Here is a 25,532-nt window from a genome sequence, read left to right on the forward strand (position 1 = left end):
CTGGTCAGGCCAGGTGCCAGCGGGCCCCGGAGGGCGAGTCCTCGACGACGACGCCGGCCTGCGCGAGCCGGTCGCGCAGGGCGTCGGCCCGGGCCCAGTCCTTGGCGGCCCGGGCCTCGGTCCGCTCCTGGACGAGGGCGGTGACGAGGTGGTCGAGGGCCTGCATGGCGGCGTCCTGCCCGCCTGAGGCGCCCGCGCCCAGGACGCGCTCGCGCCAGGGTGCGGCGAGCGGGTCGAGGCCGAGGACGTCGAGCTGGGAGCGCAGGTCCAGGGCGGTGCCGGCGACGGCAGCGGCGTCGGGCCGCGGGGCGGACAGGGCGGTGTTGAGGGCCTTGAGGGTGGCGTGGACGACGGCCATGGCGCCGGCCAGGTTGAGGTCCTCGTCCATGGCGGCGCTGAAGTCCTCGGGCAGGGGGCGGGCACGCAGCTGCTCGGAGGGGAGGTCGACGTCGGTCCCCACCACCTCCATCGCCCGGACGAGCGCTCCGCTCAGGCGCTCCCACAGGGCGGCGGCCTCGGCCAGGCCCTCCTCGGAGAACTCGACGGTGGAGCGGTGGTGGACGGTGCCCAGGGCCAGGCGCAGGACGGCGGGGTCGTAGCGCTTGAGCAGCTCGGCCACCACGAGGGAGTTGCCGAGGGACTTGCTCATCTTCTCGCCCTTGACCGTCACCCAGGCGTTGTGGACCCAGTGGCGGGCGAAGCCCCAGCCGGCGCCGTGGGACTGGGCCTGCTCGTTCTCGTGGTGCGGGAATCGCAGGTCGATGCCGCCGCCGTGGACATCGAACTCCTCGCCGAGGAAGCGCCGGCTCATGGCGGAGCACTCCAGGTGCCAGCCGGGCCGGCCCCGCCCCCAGGGGGCGTCCCAGGCGGCGTCGGCCGGCTCGGAGGGCTTGGCGCTCTTCCACAGGGCGAAGTCGCGCGGGTCGCGCTTGTCGGCCTCGACCTGCGCGTCGATCTGGGACTCGTCCTCGGTGGTGGCCAGGTCCTCCAGACGCTGGTTGGTGAGCGCGCCGTAGCCCGGCAGGGAGCGGACGTCGAAGTAGACGTTGCCGGCCTCGCCGACGTAGGCGTGGCCGGCGTCGAGCAGGCGCTGGACGAGCTCGACCTGCTCGGGGATGGTGCCGGTGGCACGGGGCTCGTAGGTGGGGGCGGAGACGCCGAGGGCGCGGTAGGCGGCGTCGAACTCGCGCTCGAAGCGCTGGGCCCAGGCCCACCACTCGACCGGGGGGTCGGCGGCCGCGGACTTGGCGAGGATCTTGTCGTCGATGTCGGTGACGTTGCGGACCATGAGGACGCGCTGGCCCTGGCGCTCGAGCCAGCGGCGCATGACATCGAAGGCGATGCCGGAGCGCATGTGGCCGATGTGGGGGGACCCCTGGACAGTGGCACCGCACAGGTAGATCGCGACCTGGCCGGGGGTGACGGTGGGGGCCAGGGGCACGACGGCGCGGGCGGCCGAGTCGTACAGGCGCAGGGTGGGGGCGGTGTCAGTCACTGGCCCAGACTAGTGGCTGGAAGGGGTCGCACTTCCCATGCTTTTCCCAGGTTGTCTCAGGGGCAATGCCCAGGTCCGTCCGGTTACGTATGTCTCACCGCAGGACGGAAAGAGCCACGAGGGTTGGGGAACCCGATGACCGGCTCGGACCGAGGTCCAGCAGGGTCCTAGGGAGCCCGGCTGAGCCGTTCCTGTGACGGAGGGATGCTCCCCCGGGCTGGGAACCCGGCTGGTGAGCCCCTCGATGACGAAGGCCCTCGGGCCCGGGCAACCGGGTCCGAGGGCTTCGTCGTGCCGGGCGGGACGCGTCACGATCCAGGCCATTGCCCTGGCGGCACCCGCCTCACACCCGGAGAAACAACGTGATCACGCCGACGCGCCGGACGCTCCCACCGTGAGGGGCCGCCGATGGCCTGGATCGTGACAGAGGACCGTCCGCATCACCGACAATGGGCCCGTGACCGCCGCCTGCCCGCACCATGCCAGTGGCGCCTGCCGCTCCTGCCCCCACCAGGACCTGCCGGTGGCCGAGCAGCTGGCCGACAAGCAGGCACGCGTCGCCCGCCTGCTCACTGCCGTGCCCGACGACGCCTGGCTGCCCCCGGTGCCCAGCGCCCCCACGCGCTTCCGCAACAAGGCGAAGATGGTCGTCTCCGGCACGAGCACCCACCCGGTCCTCGGGGTCCTCGGCCCCGACGGCGTGGGCACCGACCTGCGCGACTGCCCGCTGCACGTGGAGGAGATCGAGCGGGCCCTGCCGGTCCTCGCCCGGACCATCACCCGCCTCGGGCTGGAGCCCTACGACGTCGCCCGCCGTCGCGGTGAGCTCAAGCACCTGCTCGTCACGGCCTCCCCCGACGGCGACCTCATGGTCCGCTGGGTGCTGCGCTCGCACCACCACCTGCCCGCGCTGCGCGCCGACCTGCCGCGGCTGCGGCGCGAGCTGGAGACGCTGGCCGTCATGAGCGCCAACATCCAGCCGGTGCACCAGGCCGTCATCGAGGGCGAGGAGGAGGTCCTGCTCACCCGGGAGCCGGGCGCGGACCGCGTGCTCATGCGCCTGCGCCTGCCCGGCGCCGACGGCGCCGGCCGCGAGCTGGCGCTGCTGCTGCCCACCCGCTCCTTCTTCCAGACGAACACGGCGGTGGCCGAGCGCCTGTACGCCACCGCCTCGGCCTGGGCCGAGGACGTCGCCCCCGCCCGGGCGGGCGAGCCGGTGCGCGTGTGGGACCTGTTCTGCGGGGTCGGCGGCTTCGCCCTCGCCCTGGCCGGCGCCGGGCGGCGGGTCCACGGCGTCGAGGTCTCCGCCCCGGCCATCGAGGGGGCCAGGGCCGCGGCCGCGCTCATGGGGCTGGACGAGCAGGACGTGTCCTTCGAGGCCGGTGACGCGCGGGTCCTCGACCCGACCGGGGCCCGGGCCCTGGGCGGCGTGCCGGACCTGCTGGTGCTCAACCCTCCCCGGCGGGGCATCGGCGCGGACCTGGCGGGCCGGGTGGCGGCCTCCGGGGTGCGGCGGTTGCTCTACTCCTCCTGCCACCCCGCGAGCCTGGCCAGGGACCTGGCGCTCATGGGGCCGCTGCGGGTGCGCCGGGCGCAGGTCTTCGACATGTTCCCGCACACCGACCACGCCGAGGTGCTGGTCGACCTCGTGCACGGCTGAGAACGAGAGCGCCGGCGGGACGGGGCGCCGGCCCCTCAGCGGCGCAGGAAGGCGAGGGCCCCGCGCACGCCGACGAGGGCCTTCGCGATGGCCTCGGACTCGTCGGGGACCTCGAGGTCGCGCACGGCCGCGGCCGCCTCCGCCAGGGCCCGGGCCTCGGGGAAGCCTCCCTCGGCGAGCGCGCGGGCACGTGCCGACGGCGCCATCCCGGCCACGGCCCGCAGCACCGCGGCGGGCGCCGCGGGACCACCCGCGAAGCCGACAGCGCCGGCGTCCGCGGCCGCGACGAGACTCAGGACCCGGGGTGAGTCCTCGTTCCCCGGGGCGGTGTCCCCTGTGACGGCGGGCAGGGCGGCAGGGGCCTCGTCCGGTCCCAGGGCCTCGACGAGCTCGGACAGCGGGGCCTCGGTGGCGGTCAGGGCCTCGGCGACGAGCTCGAGGTCACCGGCGACGAGCTGGGCGCGCGCCCGGAACAGGGCCAGGCGCTGCGACAGGGACACGGACCCGCCGCTGAGTGCGGAGACGAGCTCGCGCAGGGAGCCGACGGCGTCGTTGTCCTCCAGGACGTCGTCCCCGCCGAGGACCTGGTTGGCGAAGAAGCCCGCCGCGAGGTTGTGCAGGCGCATCAGGGCGATGGCGAAGCGCACGGAGTCGGTGTCCGCCCGCAGCTCCTCCACCTGGCCCGCGAGCGGGTGCAGCTCCTCGGCCGCCTCGAGGACGAGGGTGTCCACCTGCTCGTAGCGCGCCCGCAGGGCGTCGTCGGTGGCCTCACGCAGGGCCTCGCGCAGGCCGGTCAGGCGCGCGGAGAGGGTGGCGATGTCGGCCGCTCGGCGTCCCAGCAGGTCCACGAGGCGGGTGCACTCGTCCAGCAGGGCGACGAGCCCGCCGGTGGAGACCTCGATGCTGTTCATGCCGGCCAGGATCTCGGCGACCGGGCCCTCGGCGTCGGGGTGCTCGGGGATGTCGACGCCGGAGGCGACGAGGGCGGAGACCTCCGCGGCCAGCGTCTGGCGGGTGAAGTCGACGGTGTCGCGGTAGCCCAGCGCCCGCAGCTCGGCCAGGAGCGCGGCGTGCCCGGCGGCGGCGACCTCGCGGGCCGTGGAGCCGGCCTCGGCGGAGGCGGCCTCGACGGCGCGCACGCGCGCGTAGACCTCCTCGACCTGGTCTCGCAGCCCCGTGAGCATCGGCAGGGTCCGCACGGACAGGTAGCCGTCACCGGAGGGGACGATGGTGCCGAAGACCCGGTAGCAGGTACCGTCGGCGGCCTTGTTGGTGATGTAGGCGGAGGCGGCCGTGCCCTGCTCGAGGCTGTCCCAGATCGAGCGGAAGACGCCCGCGGGCATGACCTCGTGGCGCACGACGTTGTGCGGGCGGCCGACGAGGGCGCCGCGGGGGTAGCCGGACAGGCGCATGAAGGTGGAGTTCGCACGGCGGATGCGGCCCTGCGCGTCCGTCGTGGAGAAGAAGATCTCGTCGGCGCGGTAGGTGCGCTCGTTCAGGGGAGCGGGGGTCTCGGGGGTGCGGCCTGTGGCGGCGTCGGCCATGAGGACCTTCCTTGACGCAGTGGGACGTTGGACCTGGCCCGAGGTTACCCGGCGCCGCCCGCTGCCGCAGGGCGAGTCCCGACGGCGCTGGCGCCGTCCCGGCGGCCGCGGACGGGACGCGCTCCCCCTTGTCCGGCTCCTGGGCCTGGCGCAGCCTGGTGCCATGAGCACCTCCTCGGCCCCTCGTCTCATGCGCCGGCGCACCCTGCTGACCCTGCCACCCCTGCTGGCCGTCCTGGCCGCCTGCGGGTGCGGCGTCTTCGACCGGTGGGGCCGCGCGCCCGACGACCCCACCACCGCGCTCACCTCCGACGCCGAGCCCCGCGTCCTCGCCCTGTCGGACGCCCCGTACGTGGGCGCGGCCGTGACGGCCTGCGACGGGCTCGGGGCCGCCATGCTCTCCCACGTCCTGGACGAGGACCGGGACCGGAACGCCGTCGTCTGCCCTGCCGGCACCGGGCTCGTGCTCGCGATGCTGTACGCCGGGGCCACCGAGCTGCCCGACGGGCTCGACCGCCTGCTCGGCTTCGAGGCGACCGCCTCCTACCCCAGCGGGCTTCCCGCTGAGCGCGACACCGCGTGGTCCGCCCTGAGGCAGAGCATGCAGCGCCTCGACGTCGACGACGCCTCGGCGCTGGAGGGCTTCGATCCCGACGAGCTGCCGGAGCGGCCCCTCCTCCACGTCGCGAACCGCGCCCTCCTCGTGCGTCCTGAGAAGCCGGACGGGATCGGCGAGGTGTACCAGGAGTACCTCGACGACGCCCGTACCTGGTACGCCGCCGAGGTCACGGAGGCGGACGCTGCGGACGCCAAGGACTCCCTCGACACCTGGGCCCGCCTGCACACCGGTGGCCTCGTGCCCACCAGCGCGATGAGCGTCAACGAGCGCACGCGCCTCGTCCTGCAGAACGCCGTGCTCCTGGCCGCCCGCTGGCGCCACCCCTTCGACGCCGGGTCCACCTGGGAGGACGGGACCTTCCACCGCGCCGACGGCACGACCTCCACCGTCCCCCTCATGCACCAGACCGAGCAGTTCCCACTCGTCTCCGGCAAGGGCTGGCGCGCTCTGCGGATGCTCTACGCGAGCACCGGCGGTGACCTCGTCATGGACCTCATCCTTCCCGACGACGTCGTGCACCCGGCCCAGCTGCCTCCCGGGACCTGGGCCGAGGCCAGCGCCCGGCTCGAGTCCAGCAGCGACGGGACCGAGGTGAGGCTGGGACTGCCGCGCCTGGACCTGGCCTCCGGTGAGATCGACCTCCTGGACGTGCTCGGGGACCTCGGCACCGAGCTCGGGAACGTGCCTCACGTCGGGTACCTGGTGCGGGTGGGCCAGGCCGCCCAGCAGGTGCGGCTGCGCGTCGACGAGGATGGCACCGTCGGGGCGGCGCTGACAGAGGTCGAGGTGGAGACCGTGGCGGTGCCCATCGCTCCGGCGCCGCCGCCGGAGTTCATCTGCGACCACCCCTTCGTCCTGCGTGTGGTGGACCGGGCCAGCGGCGTGTGCGTCATCGAGGCCGCCGTCGTCGACCCGGCGGCCGGGTGAGGGGGGGGCAGGCCGTGCCGGACGGCCCGGCCTGGCCGCACGGCCCGGCCTGCCCCTGCCGGTGGGGCTGCGCGCGTAGTCTCGGTGGTGCCGCACCCCTGCCGACCCCTGCCCCAGGAGACGCCATGACCGTTGAGATCGTCCGCCAGTCCAACCCCGAGCTCGTCGAGGCGATGGGCCGGCTCATCCCCCAGCTCTCCCGCACGGCCCCCGCCCTCACGGCCGAGCAGTGCGAGGCCCTCGTGTCCCAGCCGGGCGTGTTCCTCTTCGTCTACCGCTCCTCCCGGCGGGCCGAGGACGGCACCTACCCGGTCCTCGGCATGCTCACGCTGGCGACCTTCACGATCCCCACCGGCCTGCGCGCCTGGGTGGAGGATGTCGTCGTCGACTCCTCCGCCCGCGGTCAGGGGGCTGGGCGCGCCCTGGTCGAGGCGGCGGTCGCTCACGCCGGCGAGATAGGGGCCCGGACCGTGGACCTCACCTCCCGCCCGTCGCGCGAGGCCGCCAACCGCCTGTACAAGCGCGCGGGCTTCGAGCTGCGCGAGACGAACGTCTACCGCTTCACCGGCAGGTGAGCGCGGGCGCGGGGGCCGTCTGAGCGCCGGACCACCCGGGACTGCCGCCCGGCTCAGACGGCCCCCAGCGGCCAGGTGCTCTGCCCGTCGTCGCCGCGGTAGGGCGGCTCCCCGGTGACCTCGTAGGCCAGGTGCCAGTCCACGAGCGCGGCGACCGAGGGCGTGGTGACGTCGCAGCCGTCGACGACGTCCTGCGGGGCGCCGCCCATGGCGACGGCGACGTCCGCGGCGGCGTGCATGGACATGTCGTTCCAGGAGTCCCCGACAGCGATCGTGCGCAGCGTCTCGCCCTCGTGCGCCCCGCCGGGGGCCGTGAGCACGGCGACGAGCTCGGTGAGCCCGGCGCCCTTGGAGACGCCGGCCGGGACGAGGTCGAGGAAGTCCTGGTTGCGGGCGCCCTCGAGGAGGTCACCCCAGCGCTCGGCGACGGTCGCCTGGACGCGGTCCGCGGCCGAGGGGTCGCCCAGGTGCAGGGGGATGCCGAAGACGCTGCGGCCGTCGAGGTCCGCGGTGGTGGCGTCGTCGAAGGCGGTGAGCAGCGCGGTGCCCTGGCGGTGCGTGTGGCGCAGGCGCAGGTCCCCGGAGGTGGTGGTGCAGAAGATCGTGATGGGGTCCTCCGCGCTGAGCACGTCGAGGACCTCGTCGACGAGCCCGTCGGGCAGGCTGCGGGCCGCCAGGACGCGGCCCGTGGCGTCGAGGAGGACGGCCCCGGTGTACAGGACGGCGTAGTCGTAGGCGACGCCCGTGCCATGCAGGGCGCTGGCGAGAGCGGTGTTGGAGCGGCCCGTGTTCATGACGACGAGGTGCCCGGCCTCACGCCAGCGGGCGAGGGCCCGGACGTCGGCGTCGCTGATGCGGCCGTCGAAGAGGAGGGTGCCGTCCATGTCCGTGGACAGCACGAGCCGGGGGTGGGCCGGGGTGCCGATGGGGTGGTCCGACGGCGCTGCCCCGGTGGTCGCGGCGGCGGGCTGGTGGCGGTCGGGGCCGGTCCGGGGCGTGGTCTGGTTCATGTCAGGACTCGGGGACGTTGCGCTCGAGCTCGGCGAGCCAGGCGGCGGGGGAGGCGTCCGAGGGCATGCGCCAGTCCCCGCGCGGGGACAGGGAGCCGCCGGCCACCACCTTGGGTCCGTTGGGCAGGGTGGAGCGCTTGAACTGCTGGGAGAAGAAGCGCGTGAGGAACAGCGTCTCCCACCTCCTGATGGTGGCGAGGTCGTAGGAGACCCTCTCCTCCTCGGGGATCCCCGCGGGCCAGGTGCCGGTGGAGGCGTCGGCCCAGGCCTTCTCCGCCAGGAAGGCGATGCGGGAGGGGCGCGCGCCCTGGCGCAGGACGTGCCACAGGGTGAAGTCCTGCAGGGCGTAGGGGCCGATGGTCGCCTGGGTGGACTGGATGGGCTCGCCCTCGCCTGCGGGCACGAGCTCGGGGCTGATCTCGGTGGCGAGCACGGCCAGCAGGGTCCGGCTCACCTCCTCGGGGAACAACCCCTCGGAGGCGACCCAGCGGATGAGGTGCTGGATGAGGGTCTTGGGCACGCCGGCGTTGACACCGTAGTGGGACATGTGGTCGCCGACGCCGAAGGTGCACCAGCCCAGGGCGAGCTCGGACAGGTCCCCGGTGCCCAGCACGATGCCGCCGCGCTGGTTGGCGATGCGGAAGAGGAAGTCCGTGCGCAGGCCGGCCTGGACGTTCTCGAAGGTGACGTCGTAGACCTCCCGGCCGCGCTCCCCGAGCCCGTAGGGGTGGCGCATCTCGGTGAGCATCTGGGTGGCGGTGGGCCGGATGTCGAGGGTCTCGACGTGGCAGCCGAGCGCGGTCGCCAGGCGCAGGGCGTTGGCCTTGGTCTCCTCGCTCGTGGCGAAGCCCGGCATCGTCAGGGCGTGGATGTGCTCGCGCGGCAGCCCGAGCCGGTCCACGGCGCGGGCCGCCACGATGAGGGCCTGGGTGGAGTCGAGGCCGCCGGAGACGCCGATGACGATCTTGGGGCAGCCGATGGCGCGCAGGCGCTGGACGAGGCCGGCGACCTGGATGCTGTAGGCCTCGTAGCAGTCCTGGGCGAGGCGGTCCGGGTCGTCGGGGACGAAGGGGAAGCGGTCCACGTCTCGCAGCAGCCCGATGTCCGTGCGCGGCACGCTCAGGCGCTCCGGGGTGACGGCGACGGTGCGGAAGGAGCTGGTGCCGGCGAAGGTCGCCGTGGCGTGGAGGTGCTGCTCGGGGCGGGCGAAGGTCTCGCGGTTGTCGTCGAAGGTGCTGCGGCGCAGGCGCTCGGCGACCAGGCCCTCGACGTCGATGTCGACGACCGTGGCGCGCGGCCCCTGGGGGAAGCGCTCGGTGGAGCCCAGGAGCCTGCCGTTCTCGTAGACGAAGGTCTGGCCGTCCCAGGCGAGGTCGGTGGAGGACTCTCCCTCTCCGGCTGAGGCGTAGAGGTAGGCGGCGAGGTTGCGGGCGCTGGAGGCGCGGGCCAGCAGCTCGCGGTCCTGGGCGCGCCCGACCGTCACGGGGGAGCTGGAGATGTTGACCAGGACGGTGGCGCCCACGAGCGCGGCGAAGGTGGAGGGCGGGGCGGGCACCCACATGTCCTCGCAGACCTCGACGTGGAAGGTGAGGCCCGGCACGCTCCGGACCTCGAAGAGCAGGTCGGGGCCGAAGGGGACGACGGCCTCCCCGGCGCCGTCGGCGGGCTCGGGGCAACGGTCCGCCGGCGGGTCCTGGACCCCGGCCAGGCTGATCCACGTGCTGGTCTCGACGCTGTCCCCGGGGGCGAAGTAGCGCTGCTCGTAGAACTCGCCGTAGGTGGGCAGGTAGGCCTTGGGGACGACACCCAGGACCTCCCCCCCGGCGATGACGACGGCGCAGTTGTACAGCCGGTTGCCCACGCGCAGGGGGGCGCCGACGACGAGGACCGGGAGGAGCCCGGTGCTGGCGGCGCGGATGGTCTCGAGGGCGGCGAGGGCCTCGTCCAGCAGGACGTCGCTGAGAAAGAGGTCGTCCACGGAGTAGCCGGTGAGCCCGAGCTCGGGGAAGGCGGCCAGCGCCACGCTCTGCTCGCTCAGGGCGCGGGCCTGGGTGATGACCGCAGCGGCGTTGGCCGCCGGGTCCGCCAGGTGCACCGGCAGGGTGACGGCGGCGACGCGGGCGAATCCCTGGTCGTAGGCGGAGCGGAAGACGATCGGCGGCCGGTCGGCGGCTGCAGTGCTCATGGGGCGAGTCTGGCACGGGGCTGCGACACGGTCACGGGCCGTGAGCGGGACCACGGCCGGGGAGGGAGGATGGGCGCATGAGTGCTCCCGCCCCCGCCGCCTGCCCGCCCGCCCCCTGCCCGCAGCCGGCCGCGCCCGGGACCCGCACGGTCCTCGCGCACCGCGGTGCCAGCGCGCTGGCGCCCGAGAACACGCTGGCGGCCTTCCGCCGGGCCGCCGCGGAGGGCGCCGCCTGGGTGGAGCTCGACGTCGACGTCATCGGTGACGGCACCGTCGTCGTCATCCACGACTCGAGCCTGGACCGCACGACGGACCACCGCGGCTCCTACTACGACCTCACGGCCGCGGACCTGGCCACCATCGACGCCGGCTCCTGGTTCACCGCGCCGGACGGCACCCGCCCCTACGCGGGCGAGGGCCTGCCGACCCTGGAGGCGGCGCTCGAGGTGGTCGGTGCGGCCGGCATGGGCGTCAACATCGAGCTCAAGTCCTGCGAGGCGGGCGCCGCCGCCTGCCGCCGCCTGGTGGACGGCGTCGCCGCGCTGCTGGAGGCGCACGCCGAGCGCTCACCGTCCTCGCCGGTGCTGCTGTCCTCCTTCAACCCGCTGCTGCTGGAGCGGATGGCCCGGCGTCGTCCCGGCACGCCGCGCGCCCTGCTCACGGAGAACGGCCTGCTGCTGGACGACTGGCGCTCCTACGTCGAGGAGCTCGGCGCCGTGGCCGTCAACCCCGGGGACCGGACGCTGGAGCGCGCCCGCGTGGAGGAGATCCGCTCACTGGGCTACGGGGTCAACGTGTGGACGGTGAACTCGCGCGAGCGGGCGGCCGAGCTGTTCTCCTGGGGGGTGACCGGCATCTTCACGGACCGGGTCCACGAGCTCGGCGACCTGGGGCGCGGCGGGGAGCCTCAGGCGCGGTAGACCTGCTTGAGCCCCTCGACGTAGACGCGCATCTCCTCGGCCATGCCGGTGCGCAGAGCCTCGGGGGCCTCGGAGCCCGGCGTCGTCGAGCACAGCCACTGCAGCTGCAGCCCGTCGCTGAGGGCGGTGACCGTGCGGGCGATGACGGCCGAGGGGGCGTCCGCGCGCACGAGGCCGTTGGCCTTGCCGCGCTCAAGGGCCTGCGTGAAGCGCTCGATGGTCTGGGTGAGGTGGGTCGTGACCCAGCCGTGCGCGGGGTGCCCGGCGTCGAGGACGGCGACGGCGGTGGCCGTGTAGATGGCGACGAGGTCGCGGTGACGGGCGTTGTGCTCGACGACGCGCACGAAGACGTCGAGCAGCTTCCAGGGGTCCTCGTCGAGGCCCGGGTCCTGGAGCATGGTCGCGATCATGTCGCGGTCGCGGCGCTCAAGGACCTTGGCGAAGAGCTGCTCCTTGGAGGAGAAGTGGTGCAGGAGGCCGGCCTTGGAGATCTCTGCGGCCTGGGCGACGTCCGCGAGGGAGGTGGCGGCGAAGCCGTGGGCGCCGAAGAGGGCGACGGCCTCGTTGAGGATGCGCTCGTGCTTGTCCTCGCTGCCGGCGCGGGGGCGGCCGGGGCCACGGCGCCGTGCGGGTGCGGTGGGAGCGGTGTCGGCGGTGGTGGGGTCGTCGGCTGTCATGACCCGCATTCTCACATCCGGTCAGATGTCCGACGAGCAGTTGGCCCCGGCAACGGGGTGACGGCGAGCACGGCGCACGGCTGCGCATGATCCCGCTCACACCTGGGCTGGTGGCACCGTCCGCCGACGGCGTCTGGCCCGACCACACGATGGGCGCGTTCCTCCTGGCCCGGGGCGCCGACGGCACCTGGACGGTGACGGTCTACCAGCGCCAGGACAACTGAGGCCGGCGGGGGTCCGGCCCTCGGGGACGAGGACCGGACCCCCGCCGTCGTCGTCGGGTGCGGGACCCACGTGGGCCCCGTACCCGGCTCAGGCCGCGCTGGGGGCGCTGGGCGCTGAGGCCGCGGAGCGGGCCGGGCCAGGGCGGGCCGTGAGGACCAGGCCCGCCAGGACGTCCCCGGCCACGTCCGCGACGACCTCCTGGCCGTCGGCGACCTCGCCGGCCAGGATGAGGCGCGCCAGGCGGTCACCGATCTCGCGCTGCACGAGCCGGCGCAGCGGGCGCGCGCCGTAGACCGGGTCGTAGCCCTCGTCCGCGAGCCACTGGCGGGCCGCCGGGGTCACCGTGAGGGTGAGGCGGCGGTCCACCAGGCGCCGGGCCATGCCCGCCAGCTGCAGGTCCACGATCTGGCCGAGCTCGCTCTTGCTCAACGGGTCGAAGACGAGTGTCTCGTCGAGCCGGTTGAGGAACTCGGGGCGGAAGGAGGTGCGCACCGCGCCCATGACGGCCTCGTGCCTCTCCTGGGGGGACAGCAGGGGGTCCCCGAGGAACTGGCTGCCGAGGTTGGAGGTCAGGACGAGGATCACCTGGCGGAAGTCGACGGTGCGGCCCTGGCCGTCGGTGAGGCGGCCGTCGTCGAGCACCTGCAGGAGGATGTCGAAGACCTCGGGGTGGGCCTTCTCCACCTCGTCGAGCAGGATGACGCTGTAGGGGCGGCGCCGCACGGCCTCGGTGAGCTGGCCGCCCTCCTCGTAGCCGACGTAGCCCGGAGGGGCCCCGACGAGGCGGGCCACGGAGTGCTTCTCGGAGTACTCGCTCATGTCGAGGCGCACGATGGCGCGCTCGTCGTCGAAGAGGAAGTCCGCCAGCGCCTTGGCCAGCTCGGTCTTGCCGACGCCGGTGGGGCCGAGGAAGAGGAAGGAGCCGGTGGGGCGGTCGGGGTCGGAGACGCCGGCGCGCGAGCGGCGCACGGCGTCGGAGACGGCGGCGACGGCGGCCCTCTGGCCGACGAGGCGCTGGCCGATGACCTGCTCCATGCGCAGCAGCTTCTCGGTCTCGCCCTGCAGGAGGCGGCCGACCGGGATGCCGGTCCAGGCGGCGATGACCTCCGCGATCTGCCCGGGGCCGACCTTCTCCGCGATCATGGGCTCGGAGGCGGCCGCGCCGGTGGCGGCGTCGGCCGCCTCGGCCTCGGCGATCTGCCGCTCGAGGGCGGGCATCTCGCCGTAGCGCAGGCGTCCGGCCTCCTCGAAGCGGGACTCGCGCTCGGCGAGGTCTGCCTTGGTGCGCAGCTCGTCGAGGGCGGCGCGCAGCTCGCCGACCTTGTTGTGGCCGGCCTTCTCCGCCTCCCAGCGGGCGTTGAGGGCGGTCAGGGCCTCCGTGGCGTCGGCGAGCTCGGCGCGCAGGCGCTCCAGGCGCTCGGTGGCGGCGGCCTTCTCGACGGAGTCGCCGGGCGCGTCGGTGCCCTCGGACTCGAGGAGGTAGGCCTCCTCCATGCGCATGCGGTCCACGCGACGGCGCAGCTCGTCGATCTCGACGGGGCTGGAGTCCAGCTCCATGCGCAGGCGCGAGGCCGCCTCGTCGATGAGGTCGATGGCCTTGTCGGGCAGGTTGCGGTCGGTGATGTAGCGGTCGGACAGGCGCGCGGCGGCCACGAGGGCGCCGTCGGAGATCGTCACGTGGTGGTGGGCCTCGTACTTGGGGGCGATGCCGCGCAGGATGGCGACGGTGTCGGCGACGCTCGGCTCGCCGACGAGGACCTGCTGGAAGCGGCGCTCGAGGGCGGGGTCCTTCTCGACGTTCTCGCGGTACTCGTCGAGGGTGGTGGCGCCGACCAGGCGCAGCTCGCCGCGCGCGAGCATGGGCTTGAGCATGTTGCCGGCGTCCAGTGAGGACTCGGAGCCCGAGCCTGCTCCCACCACGGTGTGCAGCTCGTCGATGAAGGTGACGACCTCGCCGTCGGAGTCCTTGATCTCCTTGAGGACGGCCTTGAGGCGCTCCTCGAACTCGCCGCGGTACTTGGCGCCCGCGACCATGCCGGCCAGGTCGAGGGAGACCAGGCGCTTGCCTCGCAGGGAGTCGGGGACGTCGCCGGCGACGATGCGCTGGGCCAGGCCCTCGACGACGGCGGTCTTGCCGACGCCGGGCTCGCCGATGAGGACCGGGTTGTTCTTCGTGCGGCGCGACAGGACCTGGATGACGCGGCGGATCTCGGCGTCGCGGCCGATGACCGGGTCGAGGCGGCCCTGGCGGGCGGCCTCGGTGAGGTCGGTGCCGTACTTCTCAAGGGTCTTGTAGGTGCCCTCGGGGTTGGGGGAGGTGACGCGGCCGGAGCCGCGGACCTCGGGCAGGGCGGTGCGCAGGGCCTCGGCGGTGGCGCCGGCCTCCGTCAGGGCCCGGGCGGCCGGGTCGGCGGGGTCTCCAGCGGCGAGGGCGAGGAGCAGGTGCTCGGTGGAGACGTACTCGTCGTCGAGGGCGCGAGCCTCGGTGGCGGCCGTCTCGAGGGCGGTGAGCAGGGCGCGCGAGGGCTGGGGGCGGCCAGTGGTGGCGCCGGAGGAGGCGGGCAGGGCGGTCAGCGCGCGGCGGGTGGTGGCGCCGACGGCGGTGCGGCCGTTCTCGCCGACGGCGGCGGTCAGCAGGGCCGGGGCGACGCCGTCGGCCTGGGTGAGGAGCTCGTGAAGAAGGTGGGCGGTCTCGACCTGCGGGTTGCCGGCTGCGGCGGCGGCCTGCATGGCGCCGCTGATCGCCTCCTGGGAGCGCGTGGTGTAGCTCGTGTCCATGTGGACCTCCTTGCGGACGTGGGTGCGACGCCGTCGGAGGGCCCGGGCGTCTCTGGTCACTCCAACCTCGTCAGGGTTGAGTCTATTCCGCTCAACTTTGTGGAGCTGTCCTGCGGGCGAGCCGACGACGCCCTCACGTGGCGCGAAGCCCCGAGACCTGCTTCGATACCTGTGAGGCTGTCGTCGTCCGACGCCGGCCACCCGACGAAAGGAGGCCATCGTGGGACTTGATGACCTGAAGAACAAGGCCGCTGAGGCTCTGAGCTCCGACGCGCTCGAGTCCGTGTCCGACACCGTCCTCGACAAGGTCGCCGACGCCGCCAAGACGGCCACCGGCGGCAAGCTCGACGGACAGATCGACGCCGCTCGCGCCGCCGCCGACGAGAAGATCGGCAAGTGAGCCACTGAGCCTGCTTCCGGGCGCACGCCCGGCCGCGGCCCTGAGATCGCAGGGGAGCCCCCGCACCACGTGGTGCGGGGGCTCTTGCGCGCGCGGCTCGCAGACCACTGACGAGGGCCGCGAGGACGGCGCCGCCCGGACCGGCCGGTACCGGTCCGGGCGGCGCCGCTCACGCGCCCTGGGCGCAGGGGCGGGCCTTGAGGCCTCTCACCTGCCGCTGTCGGCCTCACCCGCCGGGCGGCGGCGTGTCACCAGGTAGGTGCCCCCACCCGCAGCCACCAGGACCAGAGCGCCGGCGACGAGCCAGACCGGGCTGAGGTCACCGGAGGACGCACCCGGCGCCGCCATGGCGTCGCCCTGCTGGGCGGAGCCGCCGGAGCCGGTCTCCTCGCCGTTGATCGTGCTCATGATCCACTCGTGCTGCTCCGCCACCGGGGCGTAGGCCGCTGTGTTCGAGGCCGGTTCACCAGTGTCAGGGTCGAGGAGACTGGCAGAGAGCACTCCGGCAACCTCCCCGTTGACGAAGACGGGACCGCCGGAGTCACCTGACTGGACCTCGGCACCGTCATGCGGCGTGACGACAATGGACTGCTGACCTCCGAACAGACCGAAGTCGTCGATCCTGTCAATCGTCGCCTGGGCCGTGGGCAGCCTCGTGTCGCCGCCTGAGCCGTCGGGGGACCAGCCGTACATGGTCGCCTCACCGGAGGAGGGGACCGTGGTCGCGAGCTTCGGGTAGCTCGACAACCCCATGTCCTCCGCGGTGTGCAGGAGGGCGAAGTCGCCGGCGGGGGCGGCCTCCCAGCGGTCGACCGTCACCGTGCGCTGGTTCTCACCCTGACCGATGCGCACCTGCCCGGAGGCGGTCGGGAATTGCTGGATGCAGTGCTGGGCGGTGAGTACCCAGTGTGGGGCGATGGCGGTGCCGGTGCAGTCACCGAAGCTGCCGTCGTCGGTGATCTTCTCGGAGACGACGGCGTTGGACTCGTCGTTCTCCTCGGCAAGGGTGGAGGACTCCATGGCGTGGGCGGCACCGGTCGGCAGCGCCAGGGCCACCAGCGCTGCACAGGTGGCCACACGTGCACGGAAGTGACGCAGAATCATCCTGTTGTTCCTTTCATTTCCTGTTGGACGGGCCAGGTCAGGCCCGGTCACTCTGTGGGACGGATGGTTCAGACGCGCCCCAGGACGGGGCGCGGGGGCAGGGACGTGCTGGTGCCCAGCTCCACGCTGCGCCGCAACGCCCACTCCAGGGGGCCGTGGCGGAAGCGGGCACGGATGAGCATGGCGACAGCAGCGCTCAGCAGGATCGTGGTGAGCGCCAGGATCGGCATGCTCCTCACAGAGAACTCGGAGAGCTGCGGGCCTGCGCTCAGGACATGGGCGACATACACCGTCAGCGACATCGAGCCCATGGCCTGCAGCGGCAGACACCACCATCGCCCACCCCTGACGAGAAGCAGGCACAAGCTGAGCACCGCCAGGGCACCTGCGCTGGTGGCCAGCAGGTCGATGAGCCCACCACTGTGGCTGGTCGGCTCGATGAGAGCCAGGGCGACAAGGACGTTCCTGCTGCCGGACAGTGCCGCCTCCATGTCCACCACGTGGCGCATGACGGCCCCGGCCACAGCCAGGGGCAGGCCAAAGGCCACGGCGAGCACCTGGACCCGGGTGGAGCGCAGCAGCAGCCGGTGCGCCAGCAGGCCGATGACCATGTACGTCGCCCAGGCGAGAAGCGGGTACGGAGAACCAAGGTAACCGGGAACCCAGGTGATGCGGGATAGAGCGCTCACAAGCGCGGACAGGCCGACGAGCCACACCAGCAGGACGGTGACAGCGCGGTTGCTCCACCTGGGCACACAGGCCAGAGCAATGTAGAGAAAGCCAAAGGTCTCAAGTACCACGGCGATCGGTCCTGAGAAGGGGACAACAAGCTGGTGCGCGACGACGAGCAACGCGCCCCGGACCATGAGCCCGTGGCGCGAGGAGGACAAGGCCGCCCCACCCTGCCGGACCCCGCGTGAGGACATGATGGACAGAGAGACTCCGGCCAGCACTGCGAACAGGGCGGCCGGAAACCCATTGAAGGCCTCACCGCGCAGCCCCACGGGCATCATGAGGTGGGAGATGATCATCCCCATCAGTGCTAGTGCGCGGGCCACGTCGAGACCGACGATGCGTCGCGCGGCGCAGGCGGCAGGTGCTGTTGTGGTCGTTGACGAAGTTGACATGGCCGCGATCGTACGGAGCCGGTTGTTGTCACGGCGTAAACGTCTGCGGCCGGGTGCGCGAGCACGCGGGCAGGACCGAGGTAGGCCCGGGCAGATGCCGCGTAGGATGCGGCTGGGGACCGGCTCAAGCAAGGAGGGCGTATGCGCGTCTTGGTCGTCGAGGACGAGTCCTACCTGGCGGAGGCCATCGCCCAAGGGTTGCGCCGCGAGTCCATGGCCGTGGACGTGCGCGGCGACGGCCTCCAGGCGCTGGAGGCCGTCAGCGAGACCGACTACGACGTCGTCGTCCTGGACCGGGACCTGCCGGGGCTGCACGGGGACGAGGTCTGCGCCCGGCTGGTGACGGACGCCCCCCGCACCCGGGTCCTCATGCTCACCGCAGCACGCTCCCTGGACGAGCGCGTCGAGGGCTTCGCCCTCGGTGCCGACGACTACCTCACCAAGCCCTTTGAGTTCCCCGAGCTCGTTGCCCGCCTGCTCGCCCTGGGACGGCGCAGCCAGCCCGCCCGCAGCCCGGTGCTCGAGTCGCACGGGGTCCGCCTGGACCCCTTCCGCCGCGAGGTCGTGCGCGACAGCCGGCAGGTGCGGCTCAGCCCCAAGGAGTTCGCGGTCCTCCAGGTCCTCATGGAGGCCAACGGCGGTGTCCTGTCCGCCGAGACCCTCCTGGAGAAGGCCTGGGACGCCAACGCGGACCCTTTCACCAGCTCGATCCGGGTGACGATCTCCCACCTGCGCAAGCGCCTGGGCCAGCCGTGGGTCATCCAGACGGTTCCGGGCGCCGGCTACCGCTTCGGGAGCTGAGGTGCCCAGGAGAACGTCCCCGCGCAGGCGCCGTCTCACGCTGCGCACCCGGCTGACCCTGTCCTACGCAGGCCTGGTGACAAGCTCCGGCGCCATCCTGGTCGCGATCGTCTACCTCTACATGCGATTCGTGTCAATCCGCTTCAGCCTGGCTTTTCCCGAGGCTGAGACCGACGACGTCCAGGTCAGCCTGCAGCTGGCCCTCATGACCGAGTTCCTCAGAACACTGTTGTCCATCTCTCTTGTGACCCTTGTGCTGCTGGCCATCCTGTCGGCCGCCACTGGGTGGGTCGTGGCCGGACGGGTACTGGCGCCGCTGTCCGCCATGAGTGAGGCCTCCCGCCGTGCCGCCAGCGGCGACCTCGGCCAGAGGCTGGCCTTGGAGGGGCCGCGTGACGAGATCCGCGACCTGGCGGACACCTTCGACCACATGCTGGCCTCCTTGGAGGCCTCCTTCACCGCCCACCGGCGCTTCGCCGCCAACGCCTCCCACGAGCTGCGCACGCCCCTGGCCACGGCGCAGACGATGATCGATGTCACCCTGGCCGACCCCGAGGCCTCGACGGCGCAGCTGCGGGCCCTGGCCGAGCGCGTGCGCGAGACCAACCGGGCCAACGTGGAGACCGTGGACGCCCTCCTCGACCTGGCCCAGGCCCAGTCCGGCACGCTCGCCCACGAGCGCGTGGACCTGGCGGGGCTCCTGCGCTCGGCGCTGGCCGACCTGGCCCAGGAGGCCCGTGAGCGCCAGGTGAGCCTGCCCGCCCCGCCGCGCACCACCGCCGTCGTCGAGGGCGACCCCGTGCTGCTGCGCCAGGCCGTGTCCAACCTCCTGCGCAACGCGGTGCGCCACAACCACCCGGGCGGCACCGTGGAGACCACCCTCGACACGAGGCCGGACCAGGCGGCGGGCGCCCACGGGGCTGGCGGGCGGGTGCGCCTCACCGTGCGCAACAGCGGCCCGCTCGTGTCCGAGGAGGACCTGGACTCCCTGCGCGAGCCCTTCGTGCGGGGCTCGGGCCGGGGCCGCACACGCGGCAGCGGGCACGGGCTGGGCCTGGCCATCGTCTCCGCCGTGGCGCTCGCGCACGCCGGCGAGCTCGTCCTGGTGCCACAGCCCTCGGGAGGGGTGGTGGCCACCCTCGAGCTTCCCGTGGGTGAGCGGGGCGGGCAGCGGTCCGTCAGCGCCGCAGCAGACCGAGAACCGTGAGGACCAGGCCCGCCGCCCCCGAGGCGAGGGCGGTGAGCAGGAGCATGCCGGAGACCAGGACCCGTTCCTCCTTGAGCGCGGGGCCGACGACGATGTCGGAGGTGCCCCCGGCACAGGTGACCGTGTAGGTCCCGCTCGTGGAGGGCACGAAGGACAGATAGGAGACCTCCGCGCCCTCCATGCCCTCGAGTCCGTGCGTCTCGACGGGGGTCCCCGCCGGGTCGGTGACCGTGCAGTCCAGGGAGCCGGCGGCGAGGCCGGCGCGGTACAGGGCGCGCGGCTGGCCGGCCTCGAGGTAGACGAGCCCGTTCTCGCCGAGGGCGGCCCCCGAGGTCGAGGAGCCGTCCAGGGAGACGCCGAGCGCGGCGGCGCTGAGGGCGAGGGGCAGCACGACCAGGAGCACGAGGCCGGTGACCAGCAGGCCGCGGCGGCGCCCGGGGCGGGACGTGGGGCGCCGGCCGGCAAGCGCCCCGGCTCCGCCCCGCGGGGCGGAGCCGCGCAGGTAGGGGTCGGCCTCGGCTCCGGTCGGGGCGGTGCCCTCCTGCCCGTCGTCGGGGCGGTGCGGCTCGATGCCCTGCTCTCGCAGGATCTCCTCGAGCTCCTCGGGGCTCACCCGCTGCCCATAACGGGGCTCGTCCGCCCCGGCGGGGTCGTGCTGTGTCATGGCGGCCTCCTCAGCCCTGGCGTCCGCGGCGCGAGGCGATGACCTGGACCTCGCCGTCGGCGGCAGCGGCGAAGACGCGCTGGACCGCGGCCTCGCGCAGCCGCAGGAGCCGGTTCTCGCGCTCCAGGAGCTCGACCTGCCGCTCGAGGTCGAGGACACGGCGGATGCCCTCGAGGTTGACGCCCTCCTGGCTCAGGGCCTGGACGCGGCGCAGGCGCTCGACGTCGCGGTGCGAGTAGCGCCGTCCGTGGCCGGAGGTGCGGGCCGGGGAGACCAGGCCGAGGCGGTCGTACTGGCGCAGGGTCTGCGGGTGCATGCCCGCGAGGTCCGCGGCCACGGAGATGACGTAGACCGCCCTGTCCTCGGCGTCCTCCGCGAGGAAGGACAGGCCCTGGCCGGTACGACGGCGGCTCACGTGCCCGCCTCCTGGCGCAGCGCGGCACGCGGGTCGGTCTCGCCCATGGCGGTGTCGAAGGCCTCCAGGGCCTCCTTCGCCTGGACCGAGAGCTTGCGCGGCACGGCGACCTGGACGGTGACGAGCAGGTCGGAGGTGCCCTTGCGCAGCTTGACGCCCTTGCCGCGCAGGCGCATGACCGTGCCGGACTGGGTGCCGGCCTTGATCTTGACGCGCGTGCTCGTGCCATCCAGCAGGGGGACCTCGACCGTCGCGCCGAGGGCGGCCTCCTTGAGGGTGACGGGCAGGTCCATGCGCAGGTTGGTGCCGTCGATGGCGTAGACGGGGTGCTTGTCGACGTGGACGGTGACGACCATGTCCCCGTTCTCCCCGCCAGCCTGGCCGGGGCGGCCCTTGCCGCGCAGGCGGATCCTCTGGCGGTCGTGGACGCCCGCCGGGATGCGGGTGGTGATGGTGCGCCCGTCGGCCGTGAGCTCGACCGTGTCGCCCTCGACGGCCTGGCGGAAGCCCAGGCGCACGTCGGTGAGGACGTCGGGGCCCTTGCGCGGCTCGGGCTGGGAGCCGAAGCCCCCGAAGCCGCCGAAGCCGAAGGGACCGGGCTGGCCTGCGCGGCGGGTGGGGCTGGCCTGGCCGCCGAACTGGCGCAGCAGGTCGTCGATGTCGATGCTCTGCGCACCGGAGCCACCGCCGCCGAACATCGAGAAGATGTCCTCGAATCCTCCCCCGCCGGCGCCCCCGGCGGTGAAGCGGGGGCCGCCGCCCGCCATGGAGCGGATGGCGTCGTACTGCTGGCGGTCCTTGGCGTCGGACAGGACCGCGTAGGCCTCGCCGACCTCCTTGAACTTCTCCGCGGCGACGGCGTCGTCGGGGTTGCGGTCCGGGTGGTACTTCTTGGCGAGCGTGCGGTACGCCTTCTTGATGGTGTCGGAGTCGGCGTCCTTGGCGACGCCGAGGACGGCGTAGAAGTCCTTGTGCATCCAGTCCTGGCTGGCCATGTCACCACCTCCTGCGTGATGTGCTCGTGGGTCCGGCTCTCTGTGCGTCGTGCGTGCGTGTGGGGCGGGGTGAGGGCCGGGGCCCGCTCGGGTGAGCGGGCCCCGGCGCGCGGGGCTCAGGCCGGGTTGGTGACCTGGACGCGGGCGGCGCGCACGACCTTGTCCCCCAGGCGGTAGCCGGGCTGGAGGACCAGTGCGATGGTCGGCTCGTCCACCTCCTCGGACTCGGTGGCCATGAGCGCCTCGTGGAGCGTCGGGTCGAAGACGTCGCCGGCCTCGCCGAAGCGCACGAGCCCGAACTTCTCCCCGAGGATCGACTCGAGCTTGGCGGCCGTCGTCGCGAAGGGGCCGGTGAGGTCGCCGTGCTGGTCGGCCAGCGCGATCTCGTCGAGCACCGGGATGAGCGCCTCGACGACGCTGGCGCGCCCGGTCTCGCGGTGGCCGGCGGCGGCCTCGCGCGAGCGGCGCACGAAGCCCTGGTACTCCTGCTGGAGGTTGTACAGGTCCGCGCGGGCCCGGGCGAGGTCGTCCGTCAGCCGTGCGGCCTCGGCCTGGGCCTCGGCCAGCGGGTCGGTCGGGGCCCCGTCGTCGCCGCCGGCGGGGGCCGCCTCGACGGCGCCGGACTCGTCCAGCACGACGCCGTCGAAGGCGGACTCCACGGCCTCGGCGAGGGCCGGGTCGACGGGCTCGTCCTGCCCGGGGGCCGGCTGGGTGCTCACTTGGCGCCCTCGGTGCCCTCGTCGTCGACGATCTCGGCGTCGACGATGTCGTCGTCCTCGGCCGGGGCCTCGGAGCCGGCCGAGGCGGCCGCGGCCTGCTCCTGGGCGTAGAGGGCCTCACCGATCTTCTGGGCGACCGAGCTCAGCTTCTCCTGGGCGGAGCGGACGGCGTCGATGGAGTCGCCCTCGAGGGCCTTCTTGAGCTCGTCGACCGCGCCCTGGACCTCGCTGGAGACGTCCTCGGGGAGCTTGTCCTTGTTGTCCTTGAGGAGCTTGTCGATGGAGTAGGCCTGCTGCTCGGCGGCGTTGCGGGTCTCGGCCTCCTCGCGGCGCCGCTTGTCCTCCTCGGCGTGGGCCTCGGCCTCCTTGACCATGCGGTCGATATCCTCCTTGGGCAGCGCGGAGCCGCCGGAGATCGTCATCGACTGCTCCTTGCCGGTGCCGCGGTCCTTGGCGGAGACGTGCACGATGCCGTTGGCGTCGATGTCAAAGGTGACCTCGATCTGCGGGATGCCGCGGGGGGCCGGGGCGATGCCGGTGAGCTCGAAGGTGCCCAGCGGCTTGTTGTCGCGGGCGAACTCGCGCTCACCCTGGTAGACCTGGATGAGCACGGAGGGCTGGTTGTCCTCGGCGGTGGAGAACACCTCGGAGCGCTTGGTCGGGATGGCCGTGTTGCGGTCGATGAGCTTGGTCATGACGCCGCCCTTGGTCTCGATGCCGAGGCTCAGGGGGGTGACGTCGATGAGCAGGACGTCCTTGCGGTCGCCCTGGATGACGCCGGCCTGCAGGGAGGCGCCCAGCGCGACGACCTCGTCCGGGTTGACGCCCTTGTTGGGCTCCTTGCCGCCGGTGAGCTCGCGCACGACGTCGGAGACGGCCGGCATGCGGGTGGAACCACCGACGAGGACGACGTGGTCGATCTCCGACAGGGAGACGCCGGCGTCCTTGATGACGTTGTGGAAGGGGATCTTGGTGCGCTCGAGCAGGTCGGCGGTCATCTCCTGGAACTGGGCGCGGGTGAGGCGCTCGTCGAGGTGGATCGGGCCGGCCTCGCTCATGGACAGGTACTGCAGGTTGATGTCGGTGCTGGTCGCGGTGGACAGCTCCTTCTTGGCCTGCTCGGAGGCGTCCTTGAGGCGCTGCATGGCGATCTTGTCCTTGGACAGGTCCACGCCGCTCTTGTCCTTGACCTGCTTGACGAGCCAGTCGACGATGCGGGCGTCCCAGTCGTCGCCGCCGAGGCGGTTGTCGCCGGAGGTGGAGCGGACCTGGATGGTGGAGAAGCCGTCCTCGTCCTTGCCGACCTCGAGCAGGGAGACGTCGAAGGTGCCGCCGCCGAGGTCGAAGACGAGGATGAGCTCGTCCTCCTGGCCCTTGTCGAGGCCGTAGGCGAGGGCGGCGGCGGTGGGCTCGTTGACGATGCGGTCGACGGTCAGGCCCGCGATGGTGCCGGCCTCCTTGGTGGCCTGGCGCTCGGCGTCGTTGAAGTAGGCGGGGACGGTGATGACCGCGTTGGTGACGGGCTCACCGAGGTAGGCCTCGGCGTCGGCCTTGAGCTTGGCGAGGATGCGGGCGCTGATCTCCTGGGCGGTGTACCTCTTGTCGTCGATCTCGACGGACCAGTCGGTGCCCATGTGGCGCTTGACGGAGGAGATGGTGCGGTCGACGTTGGTGACGGCCTGGCGCTTGGCGATCTCTCCGACGAGGACCTCGCCGGACTTGGAGAAGGCGACGACGGAGGGGGTGGTGCGCCCGCCCTCGGCGTTGGGGATGATCGTGGGCTCGCCGCCCTCGAGGACGGCGATGGCGGAGTTGGTGGTTCCGAGGTCGATACCGACGGCGCGTGCCATGTGCTGCTCCTAGGTGAAGAGAGTTGAGTCGTATGCGCTCAGGATTGTTCTTGAGCCGAGTCTTGTCAACTTCGGACGTCGCAACCTTGAGTCTGACTGGCTCAACTTTGGGGGTGGCGTGGATATTCCCAGGACCCGCACGAGGCCAGCACCACAGTCACGCCATCGTGTCAGTGGGGCGCGCGAGACTGTTTCTATGTATCTGGCCTACGTTGATGACTCCGGCGACTCACGGCACGGCGTCACCCCGACCGCCGTGCTGGTCGAGGACCGGGCCTGGACCTCCGTCCTCAGGGCACGGCTCGAGGGACGCCGCTCCATCCACCGCGAGCTCGGGGTGGACACGTCCAAAGAGCTCCACGCCAACGACCTCTACAAGGGACGGGGCAGTTTTCTCCCCGCCGGCTCAGGCGACCACCTGAGCACCGTGCAGCGAGAGGCGACTGGGCGCATCATGCTTTCTCACCTCGCCCAGGCCGACGGGTTCCATGTGGTGACCCTGGCGATGTCCGGACGGTCCAAGCCGCGCGCCTACAGACACCTCATCTCCTGGCTCGACACATGGGCCGGCACCAACGACACCACCGTCATGGTCCTCTACGACGGCCGGCAGGGCTATCCCCCTTCCTCATCAGGCAGCGCGGAACAGGTCCTCGTGGAGTGGGAGACGGCCCTGCGCGACGCGTCCCCACTGCGCGCAGTCCATCGTGACCTGCCGATCGCCACTCGCAGAGTCATCGAGGACGTGGTCATGCAGGACAGCCGTGACAACCAGCTGATCCAGGCAGCTGACCTCATTGCCTACGGCGCCTTCCACAAGCACGCACACACAAGAGCACCCTGAGATCTGGGGGACGCGCATCAGGCCTGTGCCCGCGGCCATTCGCGCTTACATGCGCCTGCGTGAGCACTGGGTCCCGGGCGCCGATGACGGCATCATCTGGCTGGGCTGACCCACGCAAAGACCCCCGACCAGAGGCCGAGGGTCTGCGAGGTGCGAGACCCCCTGGGTGACCCTGCCTGCCACATAGGGCCTCGCGGTACCCACTACACCGACGGCTCAGCGCACGAGGCAATGAGCACCGCGCATCATCCTGGCGGCCGATCCCCCGAGGCCGGGCGCGAGGAACACTGCGGGCATGGAGCCCGTCATCACCGCGCGCGACCTCGTCGTCGGCTACGACCAGGTGCCCGTGTGCTCGCCGGCCACCTTCGCCCTCGAGCGCGGCCAGGCCCTCTTCCTCGTCGGGGTCAACGGCGCGGGCAAGTCCACCCTGCTGCGCACCGCCTGCGGCCTGCTGCCCCCTCTCGGCGGGCGGCTCACCGTCCTGGGGGACACGCCCGACCCGCGCTCCGCCGCCTTCCGCACCGACGTCGCCCGCGACCTCGGCGAGGACTCCTTCTTCCCCTCCCTCACCGTCCGCGAGCACCTCGAGCTCGTCCGCCTGGGCCACGGCGCCACCGCCGACCCGCACCCGTCCCCTGCCGGCCCGTCTCATCCTCCTCACGGCGGCCACGGCGCTGCTCGGCCTCGCGCTCACCGCCGGGCCCGGGGCGCCCGCGGCCCCGCTGGGCGCGCTCGGCGCGGATGCCCCTGGCTCGGGCCGGGCACCGGCTCACGGGCCGGTGGGGCGC

22 protein-coding genes are annotated in these 25,532 nt (G+C 72.9%); 9 read left to right on the top strand and 13 right to left on the bottom strand.

What is annotated here, in order from left to right; genetic code table 11:
• Positions 1-4: 4 nt before the first annotated feature.
• Positions 5-1,495 (bottom strand): cysteine--tRNA ligase, encoded by a 1,491-nt coding sequence (cysS, locus tag H6X67_RS08410; protein ID WP_249367879.1) that lies wholly within the window; start codon positions 1,493-1,495, stop codon positions 5-7.
• Between the two features lie 457 nt (positions 1,496-1,952).
• Between cysS and H6X67_RS08415 the strand changes: the two genes are divergently transcribed.
• Positions 1,953-3,155, top strand: coding sequence for a methyltransferase domain-containing protein (locus H6X67_RS08415; protein WP_249367877.1), 1,203 nt, complete (start codon positions 1,953-1,955; stop codon positions 3,153-3,155).
• A 35-nt stretch (positions 3,156-3,190) separates the two neighbouring features.
• Here the strand turns inward: H6X67_RS08415 and H6X67_RS08420 are convergent, their stop codons facing one another.
• Entirely contained in the window at positions 3,191-4,699 is a 1,509-nt protein-coding gene (locus H6X67_RS08420; RefSeq protein WP_249367876.1) for a chemotaxis protein, read from the bottom strand.
• A gap of 163 nt (positions 4,700-4,862) precedes the next feature.
• Between H6X67_RS08420 and H6X67_RS08425 the strand changes: the two genes are divergently transcribed.
• Together H6X67_RS08425 and H6X67_RS08430 are read left to right on the top strand one after the other, a co-directional pair.
• Positions 4,863-6,245: a serpin family protein gene (locus tag H6X67_RS08425; RefSeq protein WP_249367874.1), complete on the top strand. Its 1,383-nt coding sequence runs from the start codon at positions 4,863-4,865 to the stop codon at positions 6,243-6,245.
• 125 nt (positions 6,246-6,370) lie between these two features.
• The gene (locus tag H6X67_RS08430; RefSeq protein ID WP_249367872.1) at positions 6,371-6,820 is read left to right on the top strand and encodes a GNAT family N-acetyltransferase; all 450 of its coding nucleotides are present in this window, start codon (positions 6,371-6,373) and stop codon (positions 6,818-6,820) included.
• Positions 6,821-6,873: 53 nt separating this feature from the next.
• Here the strand turns inward: H6X67_RS08430 and H6X67_RS08435 are convergent, their stop codons facing one another.
• Together H6X67_RS08435 and H6X67_RS08440 are read right to left on the bottom strand one after the other, a co-directional pair.
• Entirely contained in the window at positions 6,874-7,830 is a 957-nt protein-coding gene (locus H6X67_RS08435) for an HAD family hydrolase (protein WP_249367871.1), read from the bottom strand.
• A gap of 1 nt (position 7,831) precedes the next feature.
• Positions 7,832-10,015: an NAD(+) synthase gene (locus H6X67_RS08440; protein ID WP_249367869.1), complete on the bottom strand. Its 2,184-nt coding sequence runs from the start codon at positions 10,013-10,015 to the stop codon at positions 7,832-7,834.
• Between the two features lie 77 nt (positions 10,016-10,092).
• On the opposite strand from H6X67_RS08440, the gene H6X67_RS08445 reads away from it, so the two are divergent.
• Positions 10,093-10,935 (top strand): glycerophosphodiester phosphodiesterase family protein, encoded by an 843-nt coding sequence (locus H6X67_RS08445; RefSeq protein WP_249435505.1) that lies wholly within the window; start codon positions 10,093-10,095, stop codon positions 10,933-10,935.
• Here the strand turns inward: H6X67_RS08445 and H6X67_RS08450 are convergent.
• Both H6X67_RS08450 and H6X67_RS08455 read right to left on the bottom strand, forming a co-directional pair.
• A complete protein-coding gene (locus H6X67_RS08450) occupies positions 10,923-11,612 on the bottom strand; it encodes a TetR/AcrR family transcriptional regulator (protein WP_249367814.1) in 690 nt (229 codons plus the stop codon). The genes H6X67_RS08445 and H6X67_RS08450 overlap by 13 nt on opposite strands.
• 312 nt (positions 11,613-11,924) lie before the next feature.
• Positions 11,925-14,615 carry an ATP-dependent Clp protease ATP-binding subunit gene (locus H6X67_RS08455; RefSeq protein ID WP_249367815.1) on the bottom strand — a complete coding sequence of 897 codons (2,691 nt, stop codon included), beginning with the start codon at positions 14,613-14,615 and terminating at the stop codon, positions 11,925-11,927.
• Between the two features lie 220 nt (positions 14,616-14,835).
• Here H6X67_RS08455 and H6X67_RS08460 point away from each other — a divergent pair, with 220 nt between their 5' ends.
• Positions 14,836-15,015 carry an Rv0909 family putative TA system antitoxin gene (locus tag H6X67_RS08460; protein WP_249367816.1) on the top strand — a complete coding sequence of 60 codons (180 nt, stop codon included), beginning with the start codon at positions 14,836-14,838 and terminating at the stop codon, positions 15,013-15,015.
• A 207-nt stretch (positions 15,016-15,222) separates the two neighbouring features.
• Here the strand turns inward: H6X67_RS08460 and H6X67_RS08465 are convergent, their stop codons facing one another.
• Together H6X67_RS08465 and H6X67_RS08470 are read right to left on the bottom strand one after the other, a co-directional pair.
• Positions 15,223-16,119, bottom strand: coding sequence for a trypsin-like serine protease (locus tag H6X67_RS08465; RefSeq protein ID WP_249367817.1), 897 nt, complete (start codon positions 16,117-16,119; stop codon positions 15,223-15,225).
• 68 nt (positions 16,120-16,187) lie between these two features.
• The gene (locus H6X67_RS08470; RefSeq protein ID WP_249367818.1) at positions 16,188-17,246 is read right to left on the bottom strand and encodes a DUF418 domain-containing protein; all 1,059 of its coding nucleotides are present in this window, start codon (positions 17,244-17,246) and stop codon (positions 16,188-16,190) included.
• Positions 17,247-17,387: 141 nt separating this feature from the next.
• Between H6X67_RS08470 and H6X67_RS08475 the strand changes: the two genes are divergently transcribed.
• Together H6X67_RS08475 and H6X67_RS08480 are read left to right on the top strand one after the other, a co-directional pair.
• Positions 17,388-18,047, top strand: coding sequence for a response regulator transcription factor (locus tag H6X67_RS08475; protein ID WP_249367819.1), 660 nt, complete (start codon positions 17,388-17,390; stop codon positions 18,045-18,047).
• A 76-nt stretch (positions 18,048-18,123) separates the two neighbouring features.
• On the top strand, positions 18,124-19,254 hold the full coding sequence (locus H6X67_RS08480; RefSeq protein ID WP_311765855.1) for a sensor histidine kinase: 1,131 nt from the start codon (positions 18,124-18,126) through the stop codon (positions 19,252-19,254).
• Here the strand turns inward: H6X67_RS08480 and H6X67_RS08485 are convergent.
• From H6X67_RS08485 to dnaK, 5 genes are all read right to left on the bottom strand, one after another.
• Positions 19,226-19,918 (bottom strand): hypothetical protein, encoded by a 693-nt coding sequence (locus tag H6X67_RS08485; protein WP_249367821.1) that lies wholly within the window; start codon positions 19,916-19,918, stop codon positions 19,226-19,228. The two genes, H6X67_RS08480 and H6X67_RS08485, sit on opposite strands and share 29 nt — an antisense overlap.
• Before the next feature lie 10 nt (positions 19,919-19,928).
• Positions 19,929-20,333, bottom strand: a complete 405-nt coding sequence (locus H6X67_RS08490; protein ID WP_311765854.1) for a heat shock protein transcriptional repressor HspR — start codon at positions 20,331-20,333, stop codon at positions 19,929-19,931.
• Positions 20,330-21,328, bottom strand: coding sequence for a DnaJ C-terminal domain-containing protein (locus tag H6X67_RS08495; protein ID WP_249367822.1), 999 nt, complete (start codon positions 21,326-21,328; stop codon positions 20,330-20,332). The genes H6X67_RS08490 and H6X67_RS08495 overlap by 4 nt, the downstream gene beginning before the upstream one ends.
• 116 nt (positions 21,329-21,444) lie before the next feature.
• Positions 21,445-22,047 carry a nucleotide exchange factor GrpE gene (locus H6X67_RS08500; protein ID WP_249367823.1) on the bottom strand — a complete coding sequence of 201 codons (603 nt, stop codon included), beginning with the start codon at positions 22,045-22,047 and terminating at the stop codon, positions 21,445-21,447.
• Complete coding sequence (dnaK, locus tag H6X67_RS08505) at positions 22,044-23,897, bottom strand: molecular chaperone DnaK (protein ID WP_249367824.1); 1,854 nt, start codon at positions 23,895-23,897, stop codon at positions 22,044-22,046. The genes H6X67_RS08500 and dnaK overlap by 4 nt, the downstream gene beginning before the upstream one ends.
• Before the next feature lie 256 nt (positions 23,898-24,153).
• Between dnaK and H6X67_RS08510 the strand changes: the two genes are divergently transcribed.
• Both H6X67_RS08510 and H6X67_RS08515 read left to right on the top strand, forming a co-directional pair.
• Positions 24,154-24,741: a DUF3800 domain-containing protein gene (locus tag H6X67_RS08510; protein WP_249367825.1), complete on the top strand. Its 588-nt coding sequence runs from the start codon at positions 24,154-24,156 to the stop codon at positions 24,739-24,741.
• A 295-nt stretch (positions 24,742-25,036) separates the two neighbouring features.
• Positions 25,037-25,532, top strand: a 496-nt coding sequence (locus H6X67_RS08515; protein ID WP_249435506.1) for an ABC transporter ATP-binding protein, incomplete at its 3' end; no start/stop codon positions are given.

The sequence above is a fragment of the Actinomyces sp. AC-20-1 genome (assembly GCF_023369555.1).
Lineage (GTDB): Bacteria > Actinomycetota > Actinomycetes > Actinomycetales > Actinomycetaceae > Actinomyces.